Origin of the sequence: Mesorhizobium sp. M1E.F.Ca.ET.045.02.1.1, from assembly GCF_003952485.1 — a bacterium.
Classification (GTDB): domain Bacteria; phylum Pseudomonadota; class Alphaproteobacteria; order Rhizobiales; family Rhizobiaceae; genus Mesorhizobium.
This window is the reverse complement of sequence record NZ_CP034447.1, coordinates 4,057,867-4,080,178: the sequence shown is the minus strand read 5'-3', so window position 1 is coordinate 4,080,178 and position 22,312 is coordinate 4,057,867. Positions and strand designations below refer to the sequence as shown.

The window sequence follows — 22,312 nt, the reverse complement described above, 5'->3', positions numbered from 1 at the left end:
GACGTCTAGGAGGTGATGAACACGCTGATCCGGTCCTCGTTCTCCACCAACATCAAGGAGCGAAAAGACGCATCTGTCGCGATCTTTGATCGGGGACGGTCGGGTCATCTGCCAGGCGCTCTACATCCCCATGCTGTTGTCCGGGGTGACCATCTCTATCATCACGCCTGTCTTTGTCGGCGGCAAAATCAGTACTTCATCGGCAACATCGGGCCATCACTCCGACGTCGGCGGCGTCGTCCCGGGCTCGACCGACTACATCCTCACGAGCGTCTTCGCTGAAGGTATCCGAATCCTACATATGCGAATAGTCGGTGAAGATGTGCTTGACGAGGAACCTCCTCTCCATGATCGCGCACAACACGCGGGACCCATGGAGTGCATCTTCGACCTGAAAGTGCAGATCGTGGCGAACAAATCAGGGCGCGCGGAGCATACGTCGCTCGGTATGGGTGAGTAGGTCGGCCATGCTCTTCTGTACGCGTCAGGCCGGGCTCTTCCGAAACTTTCCGCAAGCCGCCCTCGCGCGGCAAGGGAGCAGCCATGGCGCTGCCGTGCCGACACCGCGGCCATACAGCTTCGCCGCGACGAGATTAGCCGCCATGTGGCGCGGCGCGCACGCCGTGCTGCTACTCGACCGGGCAGGCTGGCACACGACCGCCAAGTGCTGAATTGAAAACATAACGCTGCTGCTGCTGCCGTCGCGACCCCCGGAACTCAACCCCAGTCGAGAATGTCTTGCAATATCTGCGCGCCAACTGGCTCTCGAACCGCGTCTTCGACGACCATGACGTCATCATCGACGCCGCCTGCGACCTGGCAGAGGCTCATGGCCCAACCCGAAAACTTCATGACCTTGGCATAGTCGCCTGGGGCAAAACCTTAAGTTGCTTACCCAATGCTGTCTTCAGAGCCGGAAGTGCCTTGCGACACAATGTAGGGGATCCGACACAAGAGCAAAACCGACGTTTTATTAGCAGAACTACCCAACTGTTTTTACACGAGTTTCTCGTTTGGCACAGCGCGTGCTTAGCTCTCTGCGAGTGTCAAGAAGCGTGGTGATGGGTGAAATGGATTTAGGGCTTGACGGCAAGGTGGCAATGGTCGCCGCCGCCTCCAGCGGCTTAGGTTTGGCCACAGCTGAGGAACTGGCCAAGGAAGGCTGCCGCCTGTCCATCTGTGGGCGGGATTCGGGGCGGCTAGAAAGAGCAGTGGATCGGTTGCGCAGCGCCGGCGCAGAAGTGCTGGCGCGCCCGACCGATGTAACTGACTGTGAGGATGCAGCGGCTTGGGTTGCCGAAACAGCAAAGCATTTTCGGTGTATCGACATCCTGGTGACGAACTGCGGCGGTGTTGCTGCCGGGCCACCCTCGGCCATGACGCCCAAGGACTTCGACGATGCGTTTGGCCGAGTGCTTTTACCTTCGATCAATCTGGTTAAGGCTGCCTTGCCGTATCTGCGGCGCTCGCCGGCGGGGCGAATATTGATGCTGGCTTCCGAGGCTATTGTACGGACTCCGGTACATTTCGCGCTGTCGGGTGTCGCACGAGCAGGGCTAGTGCCCTACTGCCACACGCTCGTTCAAGAATTGTCGGGGAAGAGCATCACCGTGAACGTGCTTGCTCCTGGTGCCCACAGCACTGCGATTCACGAAGCCAATCGCCTCGGCGACCACGCTGAAGCCATCCGCGCGCTTGAGGATAGGACCCCGGCCCGACGCCTTGGCGATCCCTCCGAATTCGCGGCAGTTGCTACATTCTTGGCCAGCGCCCGGGCGGCCTATGTTAGCGGCGCCCTGATCGTCATCGATGGTGGGCTGAGTGCAACCGTCTGAACAATTCGTTGCACTAGGAGCCATCGCATGAACGAAGCCAACGTAAATAGACCTGTGATCGATCTCGGCCGTTCAATCGCACAAGCGTGTATTCATAGCTGGAGTGGGTAATCTCTATGTCAGATACAGCTCACAATTCTGCGACTGGTGCAGAAGGATACCAAGAGCTCTTCGGAATTGATGGGAAGGTAGTCTGCATTTCAGGCTCAAGCCGAGGTCTAGGGAAGTCACTCGCCACCTGCTTTGGAAGGTTGGGTGCAAAGATAGTCCTTTCCTCGCACAATATCGAAGAGCTGACCCAATCAGAGGCCGAACTTCTGGGCCAAGGAATCAACGTGTCAGCTATCCGCGCTGATGTGCGGTCCCACGACGATTGCAAGGCGCTGATCAGTGGCACGGTCGACCGGTTTGGGCAGATCGATGTGATGGTCTGCAACGCAGGTACCGATATCATTAAGCCAGCGCATTCATATGAAGAGCTGGAATGGGACGAAATCGTCGATACCAATCTGCGTGGCTACTACTATTGTGCCAAGTTTGCCGCCCAGGCAATGCTGGGTCAAGGCGGCGGTAGCATTATCATGACTTCTTCGGTCGCCGGTTCGCTCGGCATACCGGGCCTAGCTGTCTATGCTGCGAGCAAGGGTGGCGTCAATCAACTAACGCGCACCATGGCGGTAGAATGGGCCGATAAGGGTATTCGTGTAAACGCCGTCGCACCTGGATTCATCAACAACTTCATGGATGGGGTGCATCCTAATCTTGACACACCTTATCAGCGCCGCGCAATGGAACTCACTCCGATGCGTCGCCGCGGCAATTTGACCGAGTATTTCGGACCCTACATCTTCCTTGCGAGCCCAGCTGCATCGTTCGTAACAGGCGAGATTCTTTATGTCGATGGGGGCTACTCCGCGAGCTGATGCAGGATGCTTCGGCGTTAGGGCGGTATTTTGAGGAGGTTGGGCCATGTTAAACACAATACCAGATGAGGTGAATTTTTTAGACTGCACCTTGCGAGACGGTGGCTACTACACGAATTGGGATTTCGCACCGGAACTGGTGTCGGACTATGTCGCTGTTATCAACACTCTGCCAGTGCGTATGGTCGAACTAGGGTTCGCCGGAAAGCCTGAGAGCCACGGATATTTCGCCAGTGTGACGAGCTCCAAAGCGGAAAAGGCGGCTGCCGGTCTCCTGGTCAAGGCATGCGTGATGATCGATGCTAAGGATGTGCTTGCGAGCGAACTGCCCACATCCCTGGCCACGATCCGTCTGACAGAAGGACTAGTGCCGGGGCATATCACCACCGTTCGCGTGGCAACGCATTACAGCAACTTGGCTGCCTGCCGGAATATTTTCGCTGAGTTGTCTGACAGGGGCTTCCGCGTGTTTGTGAACCTCATGCAGATCGATGCAGCAGATACTGAAGAAGTTGAGATCTGCCTGAAGGAGTTAGAGCAGCTCGACACCCTTCATGTAGTTTATATCGTGGATTCATTCGGTTCTATTAAGCCGAGCCGCGTTCAAGAGTTCATAGGTCGGTTTGCCAGCCGACTTGAGAGTGAAATCGGATTTCACGGCCATGACAACCGCGGCTACGCACTGATCAATTCAGTAGCAGCCGCAATGGCAGGAGCGACGTGGATAGACTGCACTATGAGTGGCATGGGCCGTGGTGCCGGAAATACGGCGAGTGAGCAGATCCTGCCAATTCTCGCTGGTCTTGAAACCTCGAAGGAACGGGCACTCCTCGAGCACGTCGTGCGTCACTTCGATCCGCTTCGCAAACGGTACGGCTGGGGCAGCAGCGCGGCATATCAATTCGCGGGCTCGAACTTCATCCATCCGTCCTATGTTCAAAAGCTACGTGAAGGCGGGGCATTGTCTGACGCTGCGATTATCGGGCGCCTTTCGGACCTCCAGGCCGCTGAACGGATGAGTTTTGCCAATGAAAAGCTATCGGCGCTGATGGCGCCGGACATCGCCTGATCGCGGATGTTCCTGTTGAGGTGCCGTTTTCCCAATTGGAGGAAGCCATGGCTCTACCAAATGCGATTGTGAAACCATCAGTCCTCCCGTCCGATCCGCGGTTTTCATCAGGCCCTTGCCGTAAACATCCTGGTTGGAGCGTGCGCCCAACTATGCTGCGTTATGTTGGACGAAGTCACCGGAGCTCCGAGGGAGCAGAAAGGCTGAATGGGGTAATCAGGCGCATGGCCTCTTTGCTAGGGCTGCCTGATAGCTGGCTCTGCGGAATAGTGCCCGGTTCGGGCACTGGCGCCTGCAGCATGGCCTTACAAAATCTACTCGGCCCATTTCCAGTCGAGACATTCTTGTCAGACAGCTTCTCGCAGTATTGGGCAAATGAGATCGATACGTTGGCGCTTGCCCCCCAAAGCCGGCACATTTGTGCTTACGGAGATTTTCCGAACACTAGGTGGATCGATCCCAATCATGACATCGTCCTAGTGCTAAACGGCACCAGCAGCGGCGTTTGCCCACCCAATCTTGACTGGATTCTTCCTGACCGTGCCGGGCTCGTGATTGCGGATGCCGTCTCGGCAGCTTTTACGCGGCACATCGACTTCGATCGGATCGATGTTCTGTGCTGGTCATGGCAGAAAGCCCTTGGCGGTGAAGGCGGTCACGGCATGATCGCGCTCTCTCCTCGAGCCCAGGCACGACTAAAAGCCGGCGAACATAAGCCTGTAGCCAGGCTCATGAGACTGCACAACCCCGACGGATCTGTCAACAAAGCGTTCTTTGGCGGCCGGACGATCTCGACCCCCAGCATGTTCGCCGTCGAGGACATCCACTCTGCGCTCGACTGGGCCGAAGCGTGCGGTGGACTACCCGCGCTCCTGAACAGGGTTGCCAATAATTATGCTGTCGTGGACGACTGGGTGAACTCTACTCCCTGGATCGATTGGATTTGCACCAATCCGGCAGCACGCTCCACCTGTTCAATTACTCTTCGGCTTGTACGAGGGCAGTCCGCTGCCGGCGAGAAAGTGGACGACGGTAAAATTGTTGCGGGGATGATCCGTCTACTCGAAAGCGAGGGCGCGGCTTTTGACATCTGGAGCTACGGTGACGCGCCACCGGGATTCCGGATATGGGCGGGGCCTACGGTCGAGACAGACGACTTGGCGATTTTATGCGAGTGGCTGGCGTGGGCTTATAGCGATTGCGAGGCCAGCATACCACCCGAAGCGGGGGTCGTGCGTCACGGCTACTTTCCGACCTCCAAGGCGAGCGCGGTTCAGCCAAGGATGGAGCCGGCTTGTCCTCAAATCGCGGGCCTCGAAAGCCCACCTCCCCAGACGCTGGCAGATTGCTATGACGCGATACTTTTCGACGCGACGGGGGTCCTGATCAGCGAAAATGAAGCCCTGCCTGGCGCTGTTGATATCCTGGCCCGACTTAATGTGTCCGGTCAGCCATACTATATCGTGACGAACATCAGCAGTGGATCGGAGACGGCAATATTCGCACGTCTCCGCCGCGCGGGACTTCCGATTCCGGCGGTCGACCGTATCGTGTCCGCGGGAGGTGTTGCGCGATATCGCGTACTCGAAGAGTTGGCAGCCGGACGGCTAGTTTTATGTGTGGGCAGTGCACATGCTGCGCATGAGATTTTCGGCAAGCATCCAAATCTCCATTGCGCTGATACGGCCGAGACATTTGACATACTCGTGGTGCTCGATGACGAAGGTTACGATTTTAAACGGGCTACCGATCACATCCTGTCGACTTTTCAACAAAGACTAATCGAGACGGGCGAAATGCCCCGTATTATAGCGGCGAACGCGGACATCATTTATCCTAGCAAAAACGGCACACTCATCTTTGGACCAGGCATAATAGGGCCAATGCTTCAGGCTGGATTAGCGCCCTTCAGTGCTCCTCCAATCTCTGTAGAGATTATGGGCAAGCCAGGAAGAGCGATTTTCGAAGAATGCATCGCTCGGGCAGGTACCGACCGTCTTTTGATGGTTGGCGATCAGGTTGATACCGATATCAAGGGCGCAAAGGCTGCAGGGCTCGACGCAGTTCTTGTAACCACTGGCCTCAACAACTCCGGCGAGTTGCGTCAAGGCGAGAACGGCGCTCCTGATTATGTCGCAAAGAACCTCCATCAAATCTTCGACGGCAGTTTGTTTCCACACCTTTGATCAGCGAAGCATTCCAGCACGACAAATCAGGTTTGGGCAGCTTGCAGCGAGATTGCGGAGCTGACAAGGCGCATCTTTGGCGACAGCGGTTGAGCGCCGCAGCATAGTTATGAGGGAGATGGCGTTTATCGTTTACTATTTCGGCGAAAGGGTCCTGATGATGCATGCCACTTTGTGGGTGTTTTGGGCCCGCCAAAATTTGTCGCAGATTTGCAAAGTGCACAGGCAGATGTAATGAGACACAGTGATGCCGTGGCCGCCTGGGGGCGGTGTGACTGGACGCCGGCGGAGAAGGCGTGGATCGCTGCGGAAAGTGGGCAGCCAGGCGGCAACATCCAGCCGTCGCATCGGGGCGTCAGCCGCGGCCTGCTTCAGGTCTAGCGGGGGCCGGCGAGGCTGTGAACCCAGATGTCATGACGGAGGCGACTGCTCTTCAGTTGCTTGAGATGGGTGGAAGCCGCCTTGACCTGACCGGTTTGGTCGAACCAGGCTTGGCGGTTGCTGTTGTGGGTGCCCTGCGAGTGGTGCAGCGATTGCCCCTGCGGTTGAGGAGAAAGTCATTGTAGCGACACAGCCGTCGATTTCCGCCGCGGCATAAGCCGCCTGATTGCGCTGGTCACGGCCGCTCTTGCGACCGCGTCTTTGTATTCCGCCCAAGCGCAGTGATAGGGCTGCGGCTCATATTTTGGGACGGCAACACGCGCGCTCTAGGCGCCTTCCCAGCGGGGAGGAGGTTCAGGATCCGGAGGCAGCCGAGGGTTCCACGTCGTATGAAAGGAAAGTGATGACCAAGAAAAAGGCCGCTCGCAATAACGTAAGCATACCGATCATCAGCAAGGAAACCGGAAGCGCAAGGGTTTATTCTGAGCTCCGCCACAACATCCTCAACATGTCTTTGCCGCCCAGCTACCCGTTGGACGAGGTCAGCCTCAGCCAGCATTTCAATCTTTCGAGATCGCCGATCCGCGAAGCGCTGGTCAGGCTGGCGAGCGAAGGGCTCGCTCTGACGCTTCCAAACAGAAGCACCATCGTCGCCCCGCTCGATTTCCGCAGCGTACCCGAATATTTAGACGCCCTCGACCTCCTACAACGCGCCACGCACCGGTCAGCGGCTTTGCACAGGTCGGAAGAAGAACTTAAGGAAATCGAGGAGGCCGAACGGTCATTCCGCTTGGCCGCACAAGAAGGTTGTGAGAGCGGCGAGTGGCTGGCGATCATCGAGGGCAACTACAATTTCCACATGACGGTCGCGAGGGCGGGTCGGAACCAGTATTTAGCCAGCTTCTACAAGCGCGCGCTTGAGGAAGGCAGGCGTATGCTCTACTTCCGCAACGAATTCCTTTTCAAAAGCCTCGGAGCGACCGTGGATCGGCTTAATCTCGGTCACGTCGAGATCGTGGAGGCCATTCGTGATCGGGACGCCGACCGAGCCGAGCAGTTGGCGTACGAGCACGCCAGCCAGTTTAAGGGGAACTTTCTCGAGTATCTAGAGCAGTCAGTCACTGCAAAAGTGAAGATCGTGATGGTAGGCCGGGCTGCTGGCCGATAGATCATTTCGTGGCAAGGGCGGGTTTCGAAATCTGACTCCCCGCACGATGGTTTCGATGGTCGAATTCACAATGCCGCGACGAATCTTCACCGAAAGGCTCTCTGAGACGATTCAACCGAAAGCTGAGCGAAGGGGTTCGGCTCAGCGAAAGCCATCTGTCGATCGGCGTCGCTGTAGCAGAGGATCCGGGCTCGCGTGTGTCGGACAAGCTCGCCGTGCCGGTGAGCGGCGAAACTCGGTTGCGAAATAATCCGCGCGGTCGGAATTCGAGCCGTCGGAAGCGCCACATGTAATTGGCATCGACGACGGGCTTGGCGCAAAAGGTAGCGCCGGCGTCTAGCCGAGGGCCCCGTCGCGGTGCGCCCGATGCAACGCAGGTCGCCGACCGCTGGCATCTCTTCCAGACATGGGCAAAGCGCTGCATCTAGCCGTCGGCCGCCATCGGTAGGCGGTCAATGCCGCCGGAAAGGCCACGGCGCGGCCGAGATGGCCGCAGACGCCGAGCCGGACCCTTCGGTCGGGATTGATTGCCTGCGCCAGTCGAGGCGCAACCAGCGCAGCGAGCTCTATGATGCTCAATCCTTCAGTTCGGGAGGCCGGCATGGATCCTTTTCGAGACTATCTCTAAAAGCACGGGGGAAGACCAGCGCAACGGGCTGTGGACCGAAATTAAGCACCATGGCTTTGAAGGCAGCAGGGCGACCGTCTACAGGTAGATCCCCGCCCCGCAATGCGCCGGAGCTTTCGATCGCGGGCGAACTTTTGCTGCAGTGGTAGGCGGCGACGATGATACCGGCCTCAAGCAATGGATTGGTAACGCCGCGGACAGCGAACAGGCCTCCGTTGCAGCAGGCACGGCCGTTTCGACCAGGGTACGCCTTGCCGCGTGACCACGTCGGCAAACGAATGCCCATCAGCTGCATCATCGAGGCGCAGTTCGTCGATACGGCTTTGGCGATCTCGTTGTCGGTTTATCATAGAGGGGCCGGCCGACGCGATCATCCCAGCTTCGGAGACCAGCACGCGCTAGCCAATCTCTTTGATCAGACCGGCCAGCGAGTCACCGCTTACGACTGGCTAGAACGGCGCTCAGGCCGACACCGCTGAGGGCCCGGCAGGTCGCAGTCTACCTTCGCCCATCGCTGCGCTCGGTGGACGGGGAGGGCGGGCCCTTCTACAAGTGCGTCTCGAAGAAGCCGTATCCCGCCAAGCAACTGGCGCGGAACACGGCGCCAGCTCAAGGGAACTTCCTTCAACTTCTGGAGCGATCCAACACTTCAAAATTGAAGATCGTAACGTCCTGAATAGGCTCCGGCCGCGGATCGAGGACGAGGTGTCGCAACGTTACTTGAGCAGGTCGAAGGCGTCGCCCCAGCAATCGGACACCATGTACCCAAGCTGGTAGGGGTCGGTCGGGTCGACGCCGATTTGATGAATGCCGTGAATCCAACCGCGCCCGGAAATCCTAGGCAATATGCCGGCCTTGCCAGCCACCTTAGTCGTTCCGATGATCGAGACCTCGAACTCGCTGTCGATGATCGAGCGCGCGATCCGCTTTTCGCCTTCCGCGAACTGGCCACGCGCATACATGGCCGCGAGCCGGGCGCTGTTGCCCGTGCCGCATGGCGAACGGTCGACGCGGCCCGGAGGGACGACCGTGACGCCTTTCATCCGGCCCTGGTCGTCGCCGCCGACGAACATCGTGTAGGACAGCCCGCTCAGACCGGCTATCTCGGGATGCCGGACGTTGAGCTGGGTATCTATGGCCCGATGGATACGGCAGCCGAGATCGACCAGCTTCCTGGCATTCTCGGTCGTCAGCTTCAGGCCGAACTGGTCGGGATCTATGAGCCCGTAGAAGACGCCGCCATAGGAAATGTCCACCACCACCTTGCCAAGACCTGGGACATCCACCTCGGCGTCCAGGAGCAGCGGGAACGACGGCGGCATGTCGAGAGTGACGCGCTCGCATTTCCCGTTTGAACATTTGGCAACGGCCTTGACGAGGCCGGCCGCGGTTTCGATTGTGACGACCGTCTCGGGCTCCTTCATCTCGACCATACCGGTCTCAAGAAGCACCGTGACGAGGCAGATGCTGTTGGAGCCGGACATGGCATGCGCCTTGTCGCCCTGCAGGATAATTAATGCGGCGTCGGCCTCGGGGTGCACCGGTGGCAACAGGAGATTCGTGCTCATCTGCGCGCATCCCCGGGGCTCATTCACCAGGAAGCGGCGCAGCCGGTCGTCCACGTTGTTTATGTGCAGAAGCTTGTCGAGAATTGTCTCGCCGGGAATCGACAGAACACCGCCGGTGATGACACGACCGACGTCTCCTTCGGCGTGTGCTTCCACCATCGTGAAGGTCTTGCTCCAGCGCATTTGGCGCTCCTCAAACTTGGCGAATAAGGCTCGCAGGGTAAGCCTATCGGTCGGCCTTGTCTACATAATGACGACAACTAACTTCCTGCTGCTGGATGCCAACCGGCGCACTATTTCAAGCGGGGCGCGTACGGAGCCGATCCGGGCAGCATATTCTTCGGACGCCTGGTCGGCGGTGACATGTCATAGGGACCGTCCACGGGAAGCCGGCCGGCTCTGCCCCTCGAGCTTCTCGAGATATTGCCGGGAACGCGTACTGCAGATGCAACTCTTGACTCGCTCACCCGCCGTTGCCCTGATCCTGTGGACGCCGGCGTTCCTAGTGGAAATCTGGCGCGGGCCTGGAACGGAAGGTGAGGATTACCTAGGACGTTCGAAACGATCGATCCGCGAACGGCTGCCCAGCTTGTTGGTTTCCCCTCAGGAGTTCCAACATGATCTCCGCCGAGACCGCGGCATCAGGTGGCGATTGCCATTTTCGAGGTGATGCTCCGCTCCATGTATTCCAAGAAGTCCCCCTTGAACTGCCTCGCATGTTCGTGGGCAAGGCGTTCGGCCTCGTTTGCATCTTGAATGCGGATGGCTTCGACCATTTCTCGGTGGTGCTGGTTCAGGCGCTCTACTGTGGAACCCAAGCTTTTGAAGAGGAATTCACTGTGAAAGTAGAGCATCCGTCGCCCTTCTTCCAGAATCCGCTTATAGAATCCGGCAAAATACTGGTTGCGGCCCGCCTGCGCGATCCGGATGTGAAAATCGTAATTACCTTCGATCATAGGCAGCCAGTCGTTGGTATCGAAACTGAGCTTCGCTTTCTTCTCGAATACCACAAGTGTAGCTTCGATTTCCTCCACGTCCCGCTGAGAGCGGCAAATTGCAGCTGAGCGATGGGTAGCGCGCTGCAGAAGATCCAAAGCATCCAGATATTCGGGCACACTGCGGAAATCGAGAGGAGCTACGATCGTGCTGCGATTCTGAAGCGTAACGACCAATCCCTCACTAGCAAGGCGCACCAGGGCCTCGCGGATAGGGGACCGCGAAAGTTGGAAGCGTTTTCCCAACCCTACCTCGTCCAATGGGGCGCTGGGTGGCAGCACCATGCTCAGAATATTGTGGCGGAGCTCGGTATAGACCCGGGTACTTCCGGTTTCCCGGGGAACCGTGGTCTCTCGCGCCGCTGTTTTTTTTACTAGCATAGTCGTCCGTATCCTCGCTCCAGATCAGCTTGATCACCCAGACCTTCGAAGCGCCTCAACGGATTCGCTCAACGGGTCTACCATGATGTTCGGGTGGTTACTATTACCGAGATCGGTCAAGGTCGACAACCTGCATACAACGTTGTGCAACGCCGACTCCAGAGGGGTTTTCATCATTCTGGCGGGCGATCGCCGCAGGGCTAGGTAGCAAAGATGCTGCGCTCGAAGCGGAGTGCCGCAGCCTGTGGGCACCAGATGGTTCCGACAAGCGGCGGTATGCCACCGCGATGTTCATTCTCAGCAAAGCGCTGGTCTGGCGATATCTGTCATTGGCGGGGTACGAGGGCGCACATCTCAGGCCAAGCTTGCGCTCAACGCCACCGTGCGGGCTTTTTCTGGAGGCAACTCCGTCCAGCGCCTCTGCCGACGTTTCCAAGCCAGGGTCTTTTTCGGTCGGCATTGAGGACCGCTGCGACAGGGCGATATCGTCGACGCTGTGGATGCTTAGGTCTGTGCCTACTGGCGCAGCTGCCCGTTTGTGTTCTCGTTGGTGCCGCGCTGCGATAGATTTTCGGATCGCAGAGGTAAATTTGGACACCGGCATCCATGCCGGCGGCCCTTCCACGGAACTGCGGACCATGAACGGGAGCGCCGCTCGGGGCCACGACAAACGCCGGCAAGTTGCTGGTGCCATGAGTAGATACATGCGAAAGCGAAAAGCCTTAGGAAAACGCTCAAGCAGGAAGAAGTGCGGTGCCTCACCTACAAAGACGCCGCCGACGCAGGCAAGCGGATCGGGTCTTCATCGCATCCATCTTCAACCAGCAGCGGGCTGCACTCGGCGAGGAATACTAACAGAAGCATTCACGCCCTTCACGCGCACCTTCACGCTGACGACAGATGGAAAACGCAGCATAAGTTTAAGACGGAGAACTGACCGCGATTTCTGTGTCTCAGTTTACAGGTGTACTCCTTCCCTGTCCGGCTCTGCAAAGGCGCACACGAAGGTTCGAACGGCAGCGTTGCAACAAAACTCGAAATAAAATTCGCAGAGTCTTAACGCCGCAAGATCGTTGACGATGGTAGTCTCGGGGCAAGGTCTGAGGTCAAGCGCGGCTACAAAGATGCCGACAATCCTCCGGACCGCTGCACGGCACGCATAGAAGGGTCCACAGCCGATGGCAAGAGCGCTGATCCTGATTGGAGGTACGGTAATGGGCTCGGGTCTGCTCTACGTCCAGGCCGCTCAGCGTCTTGGCCTCCAGCCAATTACCCTTTCGGCTGATCCAACTCGGTATGACCATTTCACGGCGAAAGGGGCTGAGACAATCCGTGTTGATACAGACGATCTGGATGCGCTGATCCGCGAATGTTCCCGGCTCCGTGCAACCTATGACATTGCTGGCATCACAAGTGCTGCGGATTCGTTCTATGCGACAGCCAGCAAGCTTTGTCGGCACTTCAATCTACCTGGACCGAACCCGGAAGCTATTGAACAATGCTTAGATAAGTACACTCAGCGTCAACTTCTCGCAGCCTCAGGCGTTCCGGTACCTGCTTATCGCTTGGCGGCCAATGCAGCGGATGTAGCCGATTCTGCCGCGGAAATCGGACTGCCGGTGATCGTTAAGCCTGCGGTGGGCAGCGGCAGCGTCGGCGTCCGATTGTGCTCCACTGCCGATGAGGTGGTCGAACACACGAACCATCTGTTGGGCGGGCAGCACATATGGCGGTCTGCGCCAAGGATGCTGATCGAAGAATTCGCGCAAGGGCCCTATTATACCGCTGAGATAATGGGGAATGAGGTCGTTGCAATTGGCACCGGTGACTTCGACTGCCCGCCGCATTTCGTTTGTCGTGGGTTCACATATCCGGCCCAGCTGACTGATGACGAGTATGAGCGTATCGTAGCTGTTTCGCTGAGCTGTTTGCGCGCTCTTGGCCTTGGCTGGGGGCCAACGAACGTTGAACTCCGGTGGACGACGCGTGGGCCAGTCGTCATTGAGGTCAATCCGCGCCTTGCTGGCACGCCCTTTCCTCAACTCGTTCGTCTGGCTTACGGTGTCGATCTCATCACCGAGCACATAAACCTTGTTATCGGCAATGAATGGGATTTGCGAAGAAGGCATTCGCACATTGCGGCCGCGCGGCACCTGATTGCTGATCGCGATGGCACCCTTGATTGGATCGACGGGGACAGTCAGGCGGCTGCTATATCAGGTGTCACCGAGGTCAAATTTTACGTTCAACCCAAGAAGCCGATTCTCAGAAAAGGCGACTATCGAGACTGTATCGGACATGTCATCGCCGCTTCATTCAGTCTTCCCCGCACCGAGGCGATACTTCAGCGTGCCGTCGACGTGATCGGTTGGTCGATCACACCATTTCCCGGCCGTTGACGAACAAAAACAATGCGCGGCCCTCACCTCCCTGACTGATGAAAAGAAAGCGGCTAACGGAAAAGCATCATCATCACAATACCGCGCGAGCATGAGACGGGGGACAAAGGCGGGTGATCTGGCCCTGCAAGCGCCGACGCTTTACAATTGGTGCGATCAGAGAACCTCATCTACAGTCCCGCCTCAAATCCCGATTGAGAATCGCCTTCGTCAAACTCAAGGCCGAGACAATGCATCAAGGCTCTGCGGCGCGCGGTCGGCAACCGCAACATGGACAGCACGGGTCCATCGCCTGCGGCCGGGCGACGAACACCACGCTGTCTGCGTGCGGGAGAATTGGACAACCGAAAAGCTCGGGTGAAATCAGCGAGCGACGGCATAAAGGGGGCAATCACGGCGTCGACTGCGACCGACACTAAGCTGGTCACCCCGTCGCTGCCCGAACCTGGTGTGTGGACCTGCACCGCTTCCGCGGATGCCTGGGGCCGGGTGCGGGCGAAATCCATCGAGGCTCGCGGCGCTGAACATAGGGGCGCATCAAGAAGCCGTATGTACGTCAGCAGTTGCGAGTCTCAACCGGATGCAGCTGACCTGTTGCATTGGCGGATCCATAAACGTGTCCCGACTCTCTCATGTACGCAATTGAATCGATGTGCAGAAACTCGCTTGTATGGCCTCTGCTCAGCCTGGCACGACTTTTGAAACGTCTCTCGTGAGGCGGCAGGAGTTGGCGAGCGATATTCATATCGTGGGTGAGATTGCGATTACTGGAGCGAAGAAGGGAAGCAGCATGTCAGGTCAGGCATCAAGTGCAGAGCGCGGCGAAATTCAGGGGGCGAAGTACGATTTTACGGCAACCTACAATCGCAGGTGGCCGCACGCCTATTTTCGGGCGCATCTGGCCCTGGACTATATGATTGCAGATCGGGCCAAACCGATCTTCGAAAGGATCTTCGCCGATTATCGACGCGTTCGAAACAAGACGAGGTTGAAGATAATCGATGTCGGTTGCTCCTATGGTGTCAACGCTGCCTTACTGCGAACCGATCTCGATCTCGACGATCTGTATGCTGCCTATCTGGGACCCAGCGGATTGCTCTCAAGCCGACAGGCGATCGAGCATCGCGCCTTTTTTCGCAATCAGGGCCTCCGTGACGACATCCAGTTCGTCGGCGTGGATCCATCATTCCGGGCTGTTCGCTATGCGCTCGATCTGGGCCTAATAGAGGCTGGCGTCACGACTGATCTTGAAACGCGTGACTTGACGGTCAAGGAACGTAGCGCACTCGCCGATGCGGATATCCTCATCAGCACCGGCTGTGTGGGTTACGCCACTGAGGCAACCTTTGCACGCGTTTATGAGGCGTCGGCGACGTCACACCCGTGGGTCGTCGCCTTTGCAATGCACCCCTTCAGTTATGACGACATCGCGGCGGCCCTTCGGGCTTTCTCGTTGGAAACAAGGCTCGTAGAACAGTTCAGACAGCGCCAGCGCCGCTTCTCCAGATCGACGGAACGGCAGGCGATCCTGAAGGCTATGGCCGAACTCGGCATGGAGGATCGCCTAGAGCGCACGACCGGCTACATCTATGCGTCCTGCTACATCTCCGCACCGCCAGGCGAATGTCGCCTTCGCCTACGCGGCTAAACGGCGAAATGCTGAAGAGGTCGCCGAAGACGTATCCCGGCGGCATCCGAATGTGGGTACATGTAGGTCGCCTGCAGGAGCCATGGGGAGAACACAGCTAGGCCATGGCAGCGGCATCGACTTACGGGACGCAAGGACCAAAGACTGCATACCGGCAACCTCCCAGTGTGTGAAACTAGCGCAGGCAAACGATGGCCTGCCGGGCAAGGACCGGCGGTAATCTTGCAGCTCCGTCATGACCCTCCTGGCTTCAGCATCCGCGATCATCGCGGCGAGCCGGCCCAGCACCTTTGCCGCGCGCCGCGGCCTCCTGCTTCTTCCAGGCAGGTGGGTCGGGCCGCTGCTCTCCGCTTCAGTTGCATGGCGCAATCGGAAAAGGGACACCCGAAAAAGTAGTCCCTGATAACACGGAGAATGGCAGAATGGCAGGGCACTGCGCAAAGCGCTCGGTTCCCCATGTACGGGCGCGCCGCCTATCCACTCCTCGAGAGCCGACTGCTGGCAGCTGCTTGACGCCGCACAATCAGTGGCGGACGTAAAGGCGTCAAAACGCCCTCTACATGGCCGCGTTGTCGGCTAGTCGCTACAACAAAGACCTTGCGGTCTTCGCCACACGGCTACCCAACGCAGGTAAACCAGCAAAAGTCATCCTCGTCGCCGTCATGCGAAAGTTGGTTATTACAGCCAATGCACTCGTCGCCAGCGATCACATCTGCAGCCCAATCGCTCCTTGACAACAACACAGATGCTCGAATCCTGACATTAACTCCGACAGTGTCTCGCTGCTGGCCCCCATTGGAGACCAATCCAGCGGGACCCTCGGGCCTCTCCTGTCCATTCTGGGAGGCGACGTGCATCGGAGTGTCGAGTACGCGACGCGGTGATGTTCGACTTAGCCTCCCGACTTCTCATGTAAGCAATTGAGCTGGTGTGCAGAAACTCGCTTGTATGGCCTCTGCTCAGCCTGGCACGACTTTTGAAACGTCTCTCGTGAGGCGGCAGGAGTTGGCGAGCGATATTCATATCGTGGGTGAGATTGCGATTACTGGAGCGAAGAAGGGAAGCAGCATGTCAGGTCAGGCATCAAGTGCAGAGCGCGGCGAAATTCAGGGGGCGAAGTACGATTTTACGGCAACCTACAATCGCAGGTGGCCGCACGCCTATTTTCGGGCGCTTCTGGCCCTGGACTATATGCTTCCAGATCGGGCCAAACCGATCTTCGAAAGGATCTTTGCCGATTATCGACGCGTTCGAAACAAGACGAGGTTGAAGATAATCGATGTCGGTTGCTCCTATGGTGTCAACGCTGCCTTACTGCGAACCGATCTCGATCTCGACGATCTGCATGCTGCCTATCTGGGACCCAGCGGATTGCTCTCAAGCCGACAGGCGATCGAGCATCGCGCCTTTTTTCGCAATCAGGGCCTCCGTGACGACATCCAGTTCGTCGGCGTGGATCCATCATTCCGGGCTGTTCGCTATGCGCTCGATCTAGGCCTAATAGAGGCTGGCGTCACGACTGATCTTGAAACGCGTGACTTGACGGTCAAGGAACGTAGCGCACTCGCCGATGCGGATATCCTCATCAGCACCGGCTGTGTGGGTTACGCCACTGAGGCAACCTTTGCACGCGTTTATGAGGCGTCGGCGACGTCACGCCCGTGGGTCGTCGCCTTCGCATCGCACCGCTTCGGTTACGACGACATCGCGGCGGCCCTTCGGGCTTTCTCGTTGGAAACGAGGCTCGTAGAACAGTTCAGACAGCGACAGTGCCGCTTCTCGCCGACGGAACGGCAGGCGATCCTGAAGGCTATGGCCAAACTCGGCATAGAGGATCGCCTAGAGCGCACGACCGGCTACATCTATGCGTCCTGCTACATCTCCGCACCGCCAGGCGAAGCGCGAACGTCTGCCAGGCTGGCCAGCGAAGGGCTCGTGCTTGATGAGAGTTCTTCTGCTCGGAAGTGCCGATGACGAGCGCCTTGCGATTGGCAAGTTTTGAGGTCAGGGGTGACTCCCACGTTGCAGGGTGCTGACCATCGCTGATCCAGCAGGCGATGCATCAGGTGCTGATGCCGCTGTTCGATCCGGGCTTGCTCCCGATCGAGGTCGTCGAGCAGGATGTTCGACAACAGCGGCGACAAGGGGCCGCCCTGCGGCATTCCCTCCGTCCGCCCGCCCATCATCGAAAACCCGTTGACAAAAGCATATGAACGACAATATGTCGACATTAAGAGGAGGCAGGGCGGACCGAAGTTGTGAGCCCGCGCGAGACGACTATTCGCAATTCCTTCATATTGATGGAGATTTCAAATGCAGATACCTCAACTGAGCGGCATCCTGACGGCGCTCGCCACCCCTTATGATGATAGCGGCCGTCTGGACCTGCAGGCCTTGGACAAGCTCGTTGAGTTTCTCATCTCCAATGGAGTGCACGCCCTCATTCCGGGTGGTTCCACGGGCGAATACTATTCCCAGACACTTGAGGAACGGAAAGCCGTCCTGGAGCGGGTGGCCGAGATCGTGAAGGACCGCATTCCGCTTTATGTTGGCGCCAATAGCATGCGGCCCGAGGAGACGATTGAGCTCACCAAATTTGCCGAAGGCCTGGGCTATGGAGCGCAGTTGCTGGCGGCTCCGCCTTACTCCCTACCGGGAAAGTCGGAGCTCATTGCTCATTTCCGCAACATCGCCAAGAACACCTCGCTGCCGATCATCCTCTATAATTTCCCGGCCCGCACCGGCGTGGACATGGACAAGGGGTTCCTCGAAGGCGTCCTCGATATCAACAAGATCTTCGCCATCAAGGAATCGAGCGGTTCAATCTCCCGCTATTACCAGCACATGGTCCTCTATCCCGAGCTGCAACGCGTCTGCGGTTTCGATGATCAGGTCTTGGACCAATTCCTGTGGGGCACGCGCTCCTGGATCGCCGGCGCTTCCAACTTCCTGCCGGCAGAACACGTCGCCCTATACAACGCGTGCGTCGAGAGGGAAGACTTCTTGCTGGGACGTAAGCTGATGAAGGCAATGATGCCTTTGATCTACTTGCTGGAGAACGGAGGTAGGTACAATCAGTACGTCAAATACGGCGTGTCGCTCGCTGGCATTCCGATCGGCGATGTGCGCGCGCCGCTGACCGGCCTGTGCGACGCGGAGCGCTCCGAATTCCGTAAGCTCTACGAAGACCTCAAGTCGCAGAACATCGCCTCCTGGGTGCATTGAAAGTACCCCAACCGGTTGAGGACATAAGATGACCGTCAATATCAAGATCCCCGCGACTTTCGAGACGCGCCCGTTCATCAACGGCAAATATTGCGGCACGGAACGCGGCGAAACTTTTGCGACTTTGAACCCTGCCACAGGCAAGGAATTGGCGCAGGTTTGCTCGGGCGATGAGGCCGACATCAATAAGGCCGTCGCAGCCGCGCGCGCTTCTTTCGAAAGCGGGTCGTGGTCGCGCCAAACGCCGCGCGACCGCAAGAAGACCCTTCTGCGCTTCGCCGATCTGATCGAAAGGAACATCGAAGAGCTCGCGTTGATCGAGACGCTCGATTGCGGAAAGCCTCTCAATGATTCCCGCAACGTCGATCTTCCCGACAGTATCGAGACGCTGCGCTGGCATGCCGAAGCGACGGACAAGCTCTACGACCAGATGTCTCCCGCCCCAGTCGACGTCGTTTCCATGATCTTGCGCGAGCCCGTCGGGGTTGTCGGCGCGGTCCTGCCGTGGAACTTCCCGCTGTTTGTCGCCATGTGGAAGATTGCGCCTGCCCTCGCTACCGGCAATTCCATCGTCATCAAGCCTGCGGAACTGACCTCGCTCTCGCTGCTGCGCCTTGCGGCGATCGCCGCCGAAGCCGGTCTCCCCGAGGGCGTGCTTAACGTCGTGCCAGGCATGGGCCCCACCGCCGGCCGCGCACTCGGCATGCACATGGACGTGGACTGCATCAGCTTTACAGGCTCCGGTGAGGTTGGCCGCCACTTCCTGAAATATGCCGCCGAATCGAACATGAAGCGCATCGTTCTGGAATGTGGTGGCAAGAGCCCTGCGATCGTACTCGATGATGTGACCGACTTCGGGCCGGTGGTCGAGCAGATCGCGGCTGGCTTCCTTTTCTGCCAAGGAGAAAACTGCTCTGCCGGCACACGCCTGATCGTTTCCGAGAAGGTCCGGGAACCTTTGCTCGAGAAGCTCAAGGAAACCGTCAAGACCTGGAAGGTAGGAGATCCGCTGGATGCTGCAACGAAGATCGGAGCCATGATCGAAGAGCCGCATATGCAGAAGGTCCTCTCCTATATCGAGAAGGGCCAATCCGAGGGCGCTAGGCTGACGCTGGGCGGCAATCAGGTATTGACGGGTTCCGGCGGCTATTTCATCGAGCCGACCATCTTCGAAGACGTGTCGAACGATATGGCGATCGCGCGCGAGGAGATTTTCGGCCCCGTCCTGTCGGTCATCACTGTGCATGACGACGCCGAGGCCGTTCGCATCGCGAATGACACCAATTACGGCCTGGCGGCATCTCTCTACACCAACGATCTCAACCGAGCGCACTTGATCGCACGCTCGATCCGCGCCGGCACCGTGTCGGTCAACTGCTATTCCGAAGGCGATTTCGCCGTTCCGTTCGGCGGCTACAAAGAATCAGGTTTCGGCGGGAAGGATAAGGGCTTGGCCGCCCACGACCAGTATACCGAAGCAAAGGCCATCTGGATGCAACTGCGCTAGTTTGTGCAGGGCTGGGTGGACGTTCAGATAACCGATTAAGTGAGGAGGCTCTTATATGAGCGTCAAGAACATTGTGCAGGCGTTTGAGATGTCGGAGTATCGCGCACGCCTCGATAAAGTACGTGCTCGAATGTCGAAGGCGGGGATGGACGCGCTATTAGTTATCTCGAAGGCCGATCAGTTCTATCTCCTCGGGTGCGACGCCCCCGATGCCAGCGATCACGCTGTGCTCGTGACGCTTGATGACGATCCTTATTTCATCCTGCGCAAGATGGACGCTGACGGTGCGACGGAAGCCGGATGCTGGCTCTCGAAAGATCGGGTTATCGCATATCCGGAAAGCTACGTAGGCGGCACAGGTGAGCAAAGCGTCTGGGAATTCATCGGTCAATTTGTCAAGAGCAAGGTGAAGGCGTCCGCACGTATCGGCGTTGAAGTGTCCGCGCTGGGCGTGTTCAGCTATCCAAAGCTTGCCGCCGCATTGGGAGGTCAGGAGCCGATCGACGCTAGTGACCTGGTAGGGGCATGCAAGGTGGTCAAGTCCGAGCGCGAACTTTTCTACATGCGCCAGGCGGCCATGATCGCGGACCGGGCTATACTCGCTGGCATCGACAAGATCGCCATCGGCGCTAGGCATCCTGACGCAGTCGCTGCGACCATGTCAGCGCTGTGTGCCGGCACCAAAGGCATTCCCGGCGGACCGGCGCCCCTTGTTTATCTCCGTGGCGGCGAGTTCGCCAAAGCGCCGCACCAGCCTTGGATGGACGACGGATTCGCGGCTGGGCAGGAATATTATCTGCTATGTAGCGCGACCCGGCTACAGTACCCAGCTCCATTGGCGCGGATAGCTCATCTAGGTCCAGTTGTGCCACACCGGAAGCATCGGCATGAGGGTGCCATGGCCGGGTTCCATGCGGTAGTCGATGCTATGCGCCCGGGCGCGACCTGCGCTGATGTGGCGCGCGCATATCAAAGGGCTATTCGCCCGTACGGGTTCATCAAGGAGGACGGGCGCTTCGGTTACTCCCTTGGGCTCGGCTTTATCGATGGCCCTAGTTTAGCATTTAACAACTACACCGAGATCGTGGCCAATATGACCTTCCATTTCGAATCTACTTTCATTGATCGCGGAGAAACGTACTTGCTCAGTGACACTGTTCAGGTCACCGATACTGGCGCGGAGCTGCTCACCACGGTGCCCCGCGACCTTTTCGAGCGTCCTGCGTGAACATCGGAGTAACAAATTGATCTGCCACCTGCGTGGTCTTTAGCTCGCGAATTCCGTCCGACGAGCCCCTAAGAGGAGCTCGATTGGCAAGGCAAATGGAAGCGGGCCTTGAAGGCTACGACCGATGATCTGACACAGAGAGTTAGAACGCAATAGGATACCTGCGCTATGACGATTGCTCAACAAGGAGATTAGTATGACCACTCTGGAAGGCATTTGCGTTCCTATCTGCACGCCCTTTAAGGACGATGGCGCAACCCTCGACATTGCGGCCTTCGAGGAAAATATCGACTCGCTTGTCGAAAGCGCCGTGCATATCATTGCGGTCAATGGCGGCACCGGCGAATTTCCGTTCCTGTCAGAATCTGAAAAACGCGAGCTGGCCGAAGTGGCCTGCAGACGCGTCAATGGCCGAGTCAAAGTGATCGTCCAGACCTCGGCAATCCGCACCGAAGATGCGGTGGAGAACTCAAGGCACGCCGAAGGCGTCGGTGCTGATGCGGTTCTGGTCCTGCCGCCTTATTTCGAAGGCCCGGGCGAAGAGGGCGTGCGCTGGCACTATGAACAAATCGCCAAGGCGATCAAAACGCCGATCATGGCCTATAACATCCCGGTCTATACCCAATTCGACATCACGCCGGAGATCTTTGCCCGCTTTTCGGCGATCGAGGGGGTGGATTACATCAAAGATAGCACCGCCGATCCCAGCCGCATCGAAAAGCTGACAGCACAGGGCGCCAAAGTGTTCTGCGGCTGTGACTTTCTCAATTTTTTCGCACTTGTGAACGGCGCCGCCGGGCTGTTTACCGGTTCCGGGAACGTAGCGCCAGCACAGATCCGTAAGCTCTGGGATCTGGTGAAGTCCAAGGACTATGAGCAGGCCCAAAACGTCTGGAAGACGCTTCAGCCGATTAGCCGTCTGCTTTGGACGCTGCCCTTCAATCCGGTCGCTAAGGCCGGGAGCGAGATGACCGGCCGTAGGGTCGGCCTGTGCCGCATGCCTGTGCCGCCGCTGAAGCCGGACGAGATGAAGTTGGTCGAAGCCGCGGTCGAGGCGCTTTCGGCCTGATGCCAAATCGAGCCGCCCGACATCGGGCGGCTTGAGCCTCAGATTCGCCGGTTCTAAATGACCCGTCCCCATTCCCTCGGCGCCCTTCCGCATGACGCACGA

At 58.1% G+C, this 22,312-nt stretch carries 16 protein-coding genes and 1 pseudogene; 14 read left to right on the top strand and 3 right to left on the bottom strand.

Features of this window, described 5'->3' with window-relative positions:
• The first annotated feature begins 130 nt into the window (after positions 1–130).
• From EJ070_RS19710 to EJ070_RS19680, 7 genes and pseudogenes are all read left to right on the top strand, one after another.
• The gene (locus EJ070_RS19710) at positions 131–460 is read left to right on the top strand and encodes a hydantoinase B/oxoprolinase family protein (RefSeq protein WP_126092826.1); all 330 of its coding nucleotides are present in this window, start codon (positions 131–133) and stop codon (positions 458–460) included.
• Between the two features lie 59 nt (positions 461–519).
• Positions 520–813: pseudogene (locus tag EJ070_RS37135) on the top strand (transposase); the annotation flags it as partial.
• Positions 814–1,061: 248 nt separating this feature from the next.
• Positions 1,062–1,835 (top strand): SDR family oxidoreductase, encoded by a 774-nt coding sequence (locus EJ070_RS19705; RefSeq protein WP_245464618.1) that lies wholly within the window; start codon positions 1,062–1,064, stop codon positions 1,833–1,835.
• A 116-nt stretch (positions 1,836–1,951) separates the two neighbouring features.
• The gene (locus EJ070_RS19700; protein WP_189349961.1) at positions 1,952–2,758 is read left to right on the top strand and encodes an SDR family oxidoreductase; all 807 of its coding nucleotides are present in this window, start codon (positions 1,952–1,954) and stop codon (positions 2,756–2,758) included.
• 46 nt (positions 2,759–2,804) lie between these two features.
• On the top strand, positions 2,805–3,827 hold the full coding sequence (locus tag EJ070_RS19695) for a hypothetical protein (protein WP_126092825.1): 1,023 nt from the start codon (positions 2,805–2,807) through the stop codon (positions 3,825–3,827).
• A gap of 344 nt (positions 3,828–4,171) precedes the next feature.
• Complete coding sequence (locus EJ070_RS36680; protein WP_210211955.1) at positions 4,172–6,013, top strand: HAD-IA family hydrolase; 1,842 nt, start codon at positions 4,172–4,174, stop codon at positions 6,011–6,013.
• 784 nt (positions 6,014–6,797) lie between these two features.
• Positions 6,798–7,562: a GntR family transcriptional regulator gene (locus tag EJ070_RS19680; protein ID WP_126092824.1), complete on the top strand. Its 765-nt coding sequence runs from the start codon at positions 6,798–6,800 to the stop codon at positions 7,560–7,562.
• A 575-nt stretch (positions 7,563–8,137) separates the two neighbouring features.
• On the opposite strand, the gene EJ070_RS19675 is transcribed toward EJ070_RS19680, so the two are convergent.
• The 3 genes from EJ070_RS19675 to EJ070_RS19665 all read right to left on the bottom strand — a co-directional run bounded on the left by EJ070_RS19675 (position 8,138) and on the right by EJ070_RS19665 (position 11,134).
• Positions 8,138–8,488, bottom strand: coding sequence for a hypothetical protein (locus EJ070_RS19675; RefSeq protein WP_126092823.1), 351 nt, complete (start codon positions 8,486–8,488; stop codon positions 8,138–8,140).
• A 418-nt stretch (positions 8,489–8,906) separates the two neighbouring features.
• Positions 8,907–9,941 (bottom strand): proline racemase family protein, encoded by a 1,035-nt coding sequence (locus EJ070_RS19670; RefSeq protein ID WP_126092822.1) that lies wholly within the window; start codon positions 9,939–9,941, stop codon positions 8,907–8,909.
• A 458-nt stretch (positions 9,942–10,399) separates the two neighbouring features.
• Positions 10,400–11,134: a GntR family transcriptional regulator gene (locus EJ070_RS19665; RefSeq protein ID WP_126092821.1), complete on the bottom strand. Its 735-nt coding sequence runs from the start codon at positions 11,132–11,134 to the stop codon at positions 10,400–10,402.
• Between the two features lie 1,178 nt (positions 11,135–12,312).
• Here EJ070_RS19665 and EJ070_RS19660 point away from each other — a divergent pair.
• The 7 genes from EJ070_RS19660 to EJ070_RS19625 all read left to right on the top strand — a co-directional run bounded on the left by EJ070_RS19660 (position 12,313) and on the right by EJ070_RS19625 (position 22,210).
• Positions 12,313–13,533: an acetyl-CoA carboxylase biotin carboxylase subunit family protein gene (locus tag EJ070_RS19660; protein ID WP_126092820.1), complete on the top strand. Its 1,221-nt coding sequence runs from the start codon at positions 12,313–12,315 to the stop codon at positions 13,531–13,533.
• A 727-nt stretch (positions 13,534–14,260) separates the two neighbouring features.
• Positions 14,261–15,181, top strand: coding sequence for a hypothetical protein (locus tag EJ070_RS19655; RefSeq protein ID WP_245464617.1), 921 nt, complete (start codon positions 14,261–14,263; stop codon positions 15,179–15,181).
• A gap of 1,005 nt (positions 15,182–16,186) precedes the next feature.
• Positions 16,187–17,155: a hypothetical protein gene (locus EJ070_RS19650; protein ID WP_245464616.1), complete on the top strand. Its 969-nt coding sequence runs from the start codon at positions 16,187–16,189 to the stop codon at positions 17,153–17,155.
• A gap of 339 nt (positions 17,156–17,494) precedes the next feature.
• Positions 17,495–18,406 (top strand): dihydrodipicolinate synthase family protein, encoded by a 912-nt coding sequence (locus EJ070_RS19640; RefSeq protein ID WP_126092818.1) that lies wholly within the window; start codon positions 17,495–17,497, stop codon positions 18,404–18,406.
• A gap of 28 nt (positions 18,407–18,434) precedes the next feature.
• On the top strand, positions 18,435–19,913 hold the full coding sequence (locus EJ070_RS19635; protein ID WP_126092817.1) for an aldehyde dehydrogenase: 1,479 nt from the start codon (positions 18,435–18,437) through the stop codon (positions 19,911–19,913).
• Positions 19,914–19,968: 55 nt separating this feature from the next.
• A complete protein-coding gene (locus EJ070_RS19630) occupies positions 19,969–21,141 on the top strand; it encodes a Xaa-Pro peptidase family protein (RefSeq protein WP_126092816.1) in 1,173 nt (390 codons plus the stop codon).
• A 196-nt stretch (positions 21,142–21,337) separates the two neighbouring features.
• Positions 21,338–22,210, top strand: a complete 873-nt coding sequence (locus EJ070_RS19625; RefSeq protein WP_126092815.1) for a dihydrodipicolinate synthase family protein — start codon at positions 21,338–21,340, stop codon at positions 22,208–22,210.
• Positions 22,211–22,312 lie beyond the last annotated feature (102 nt).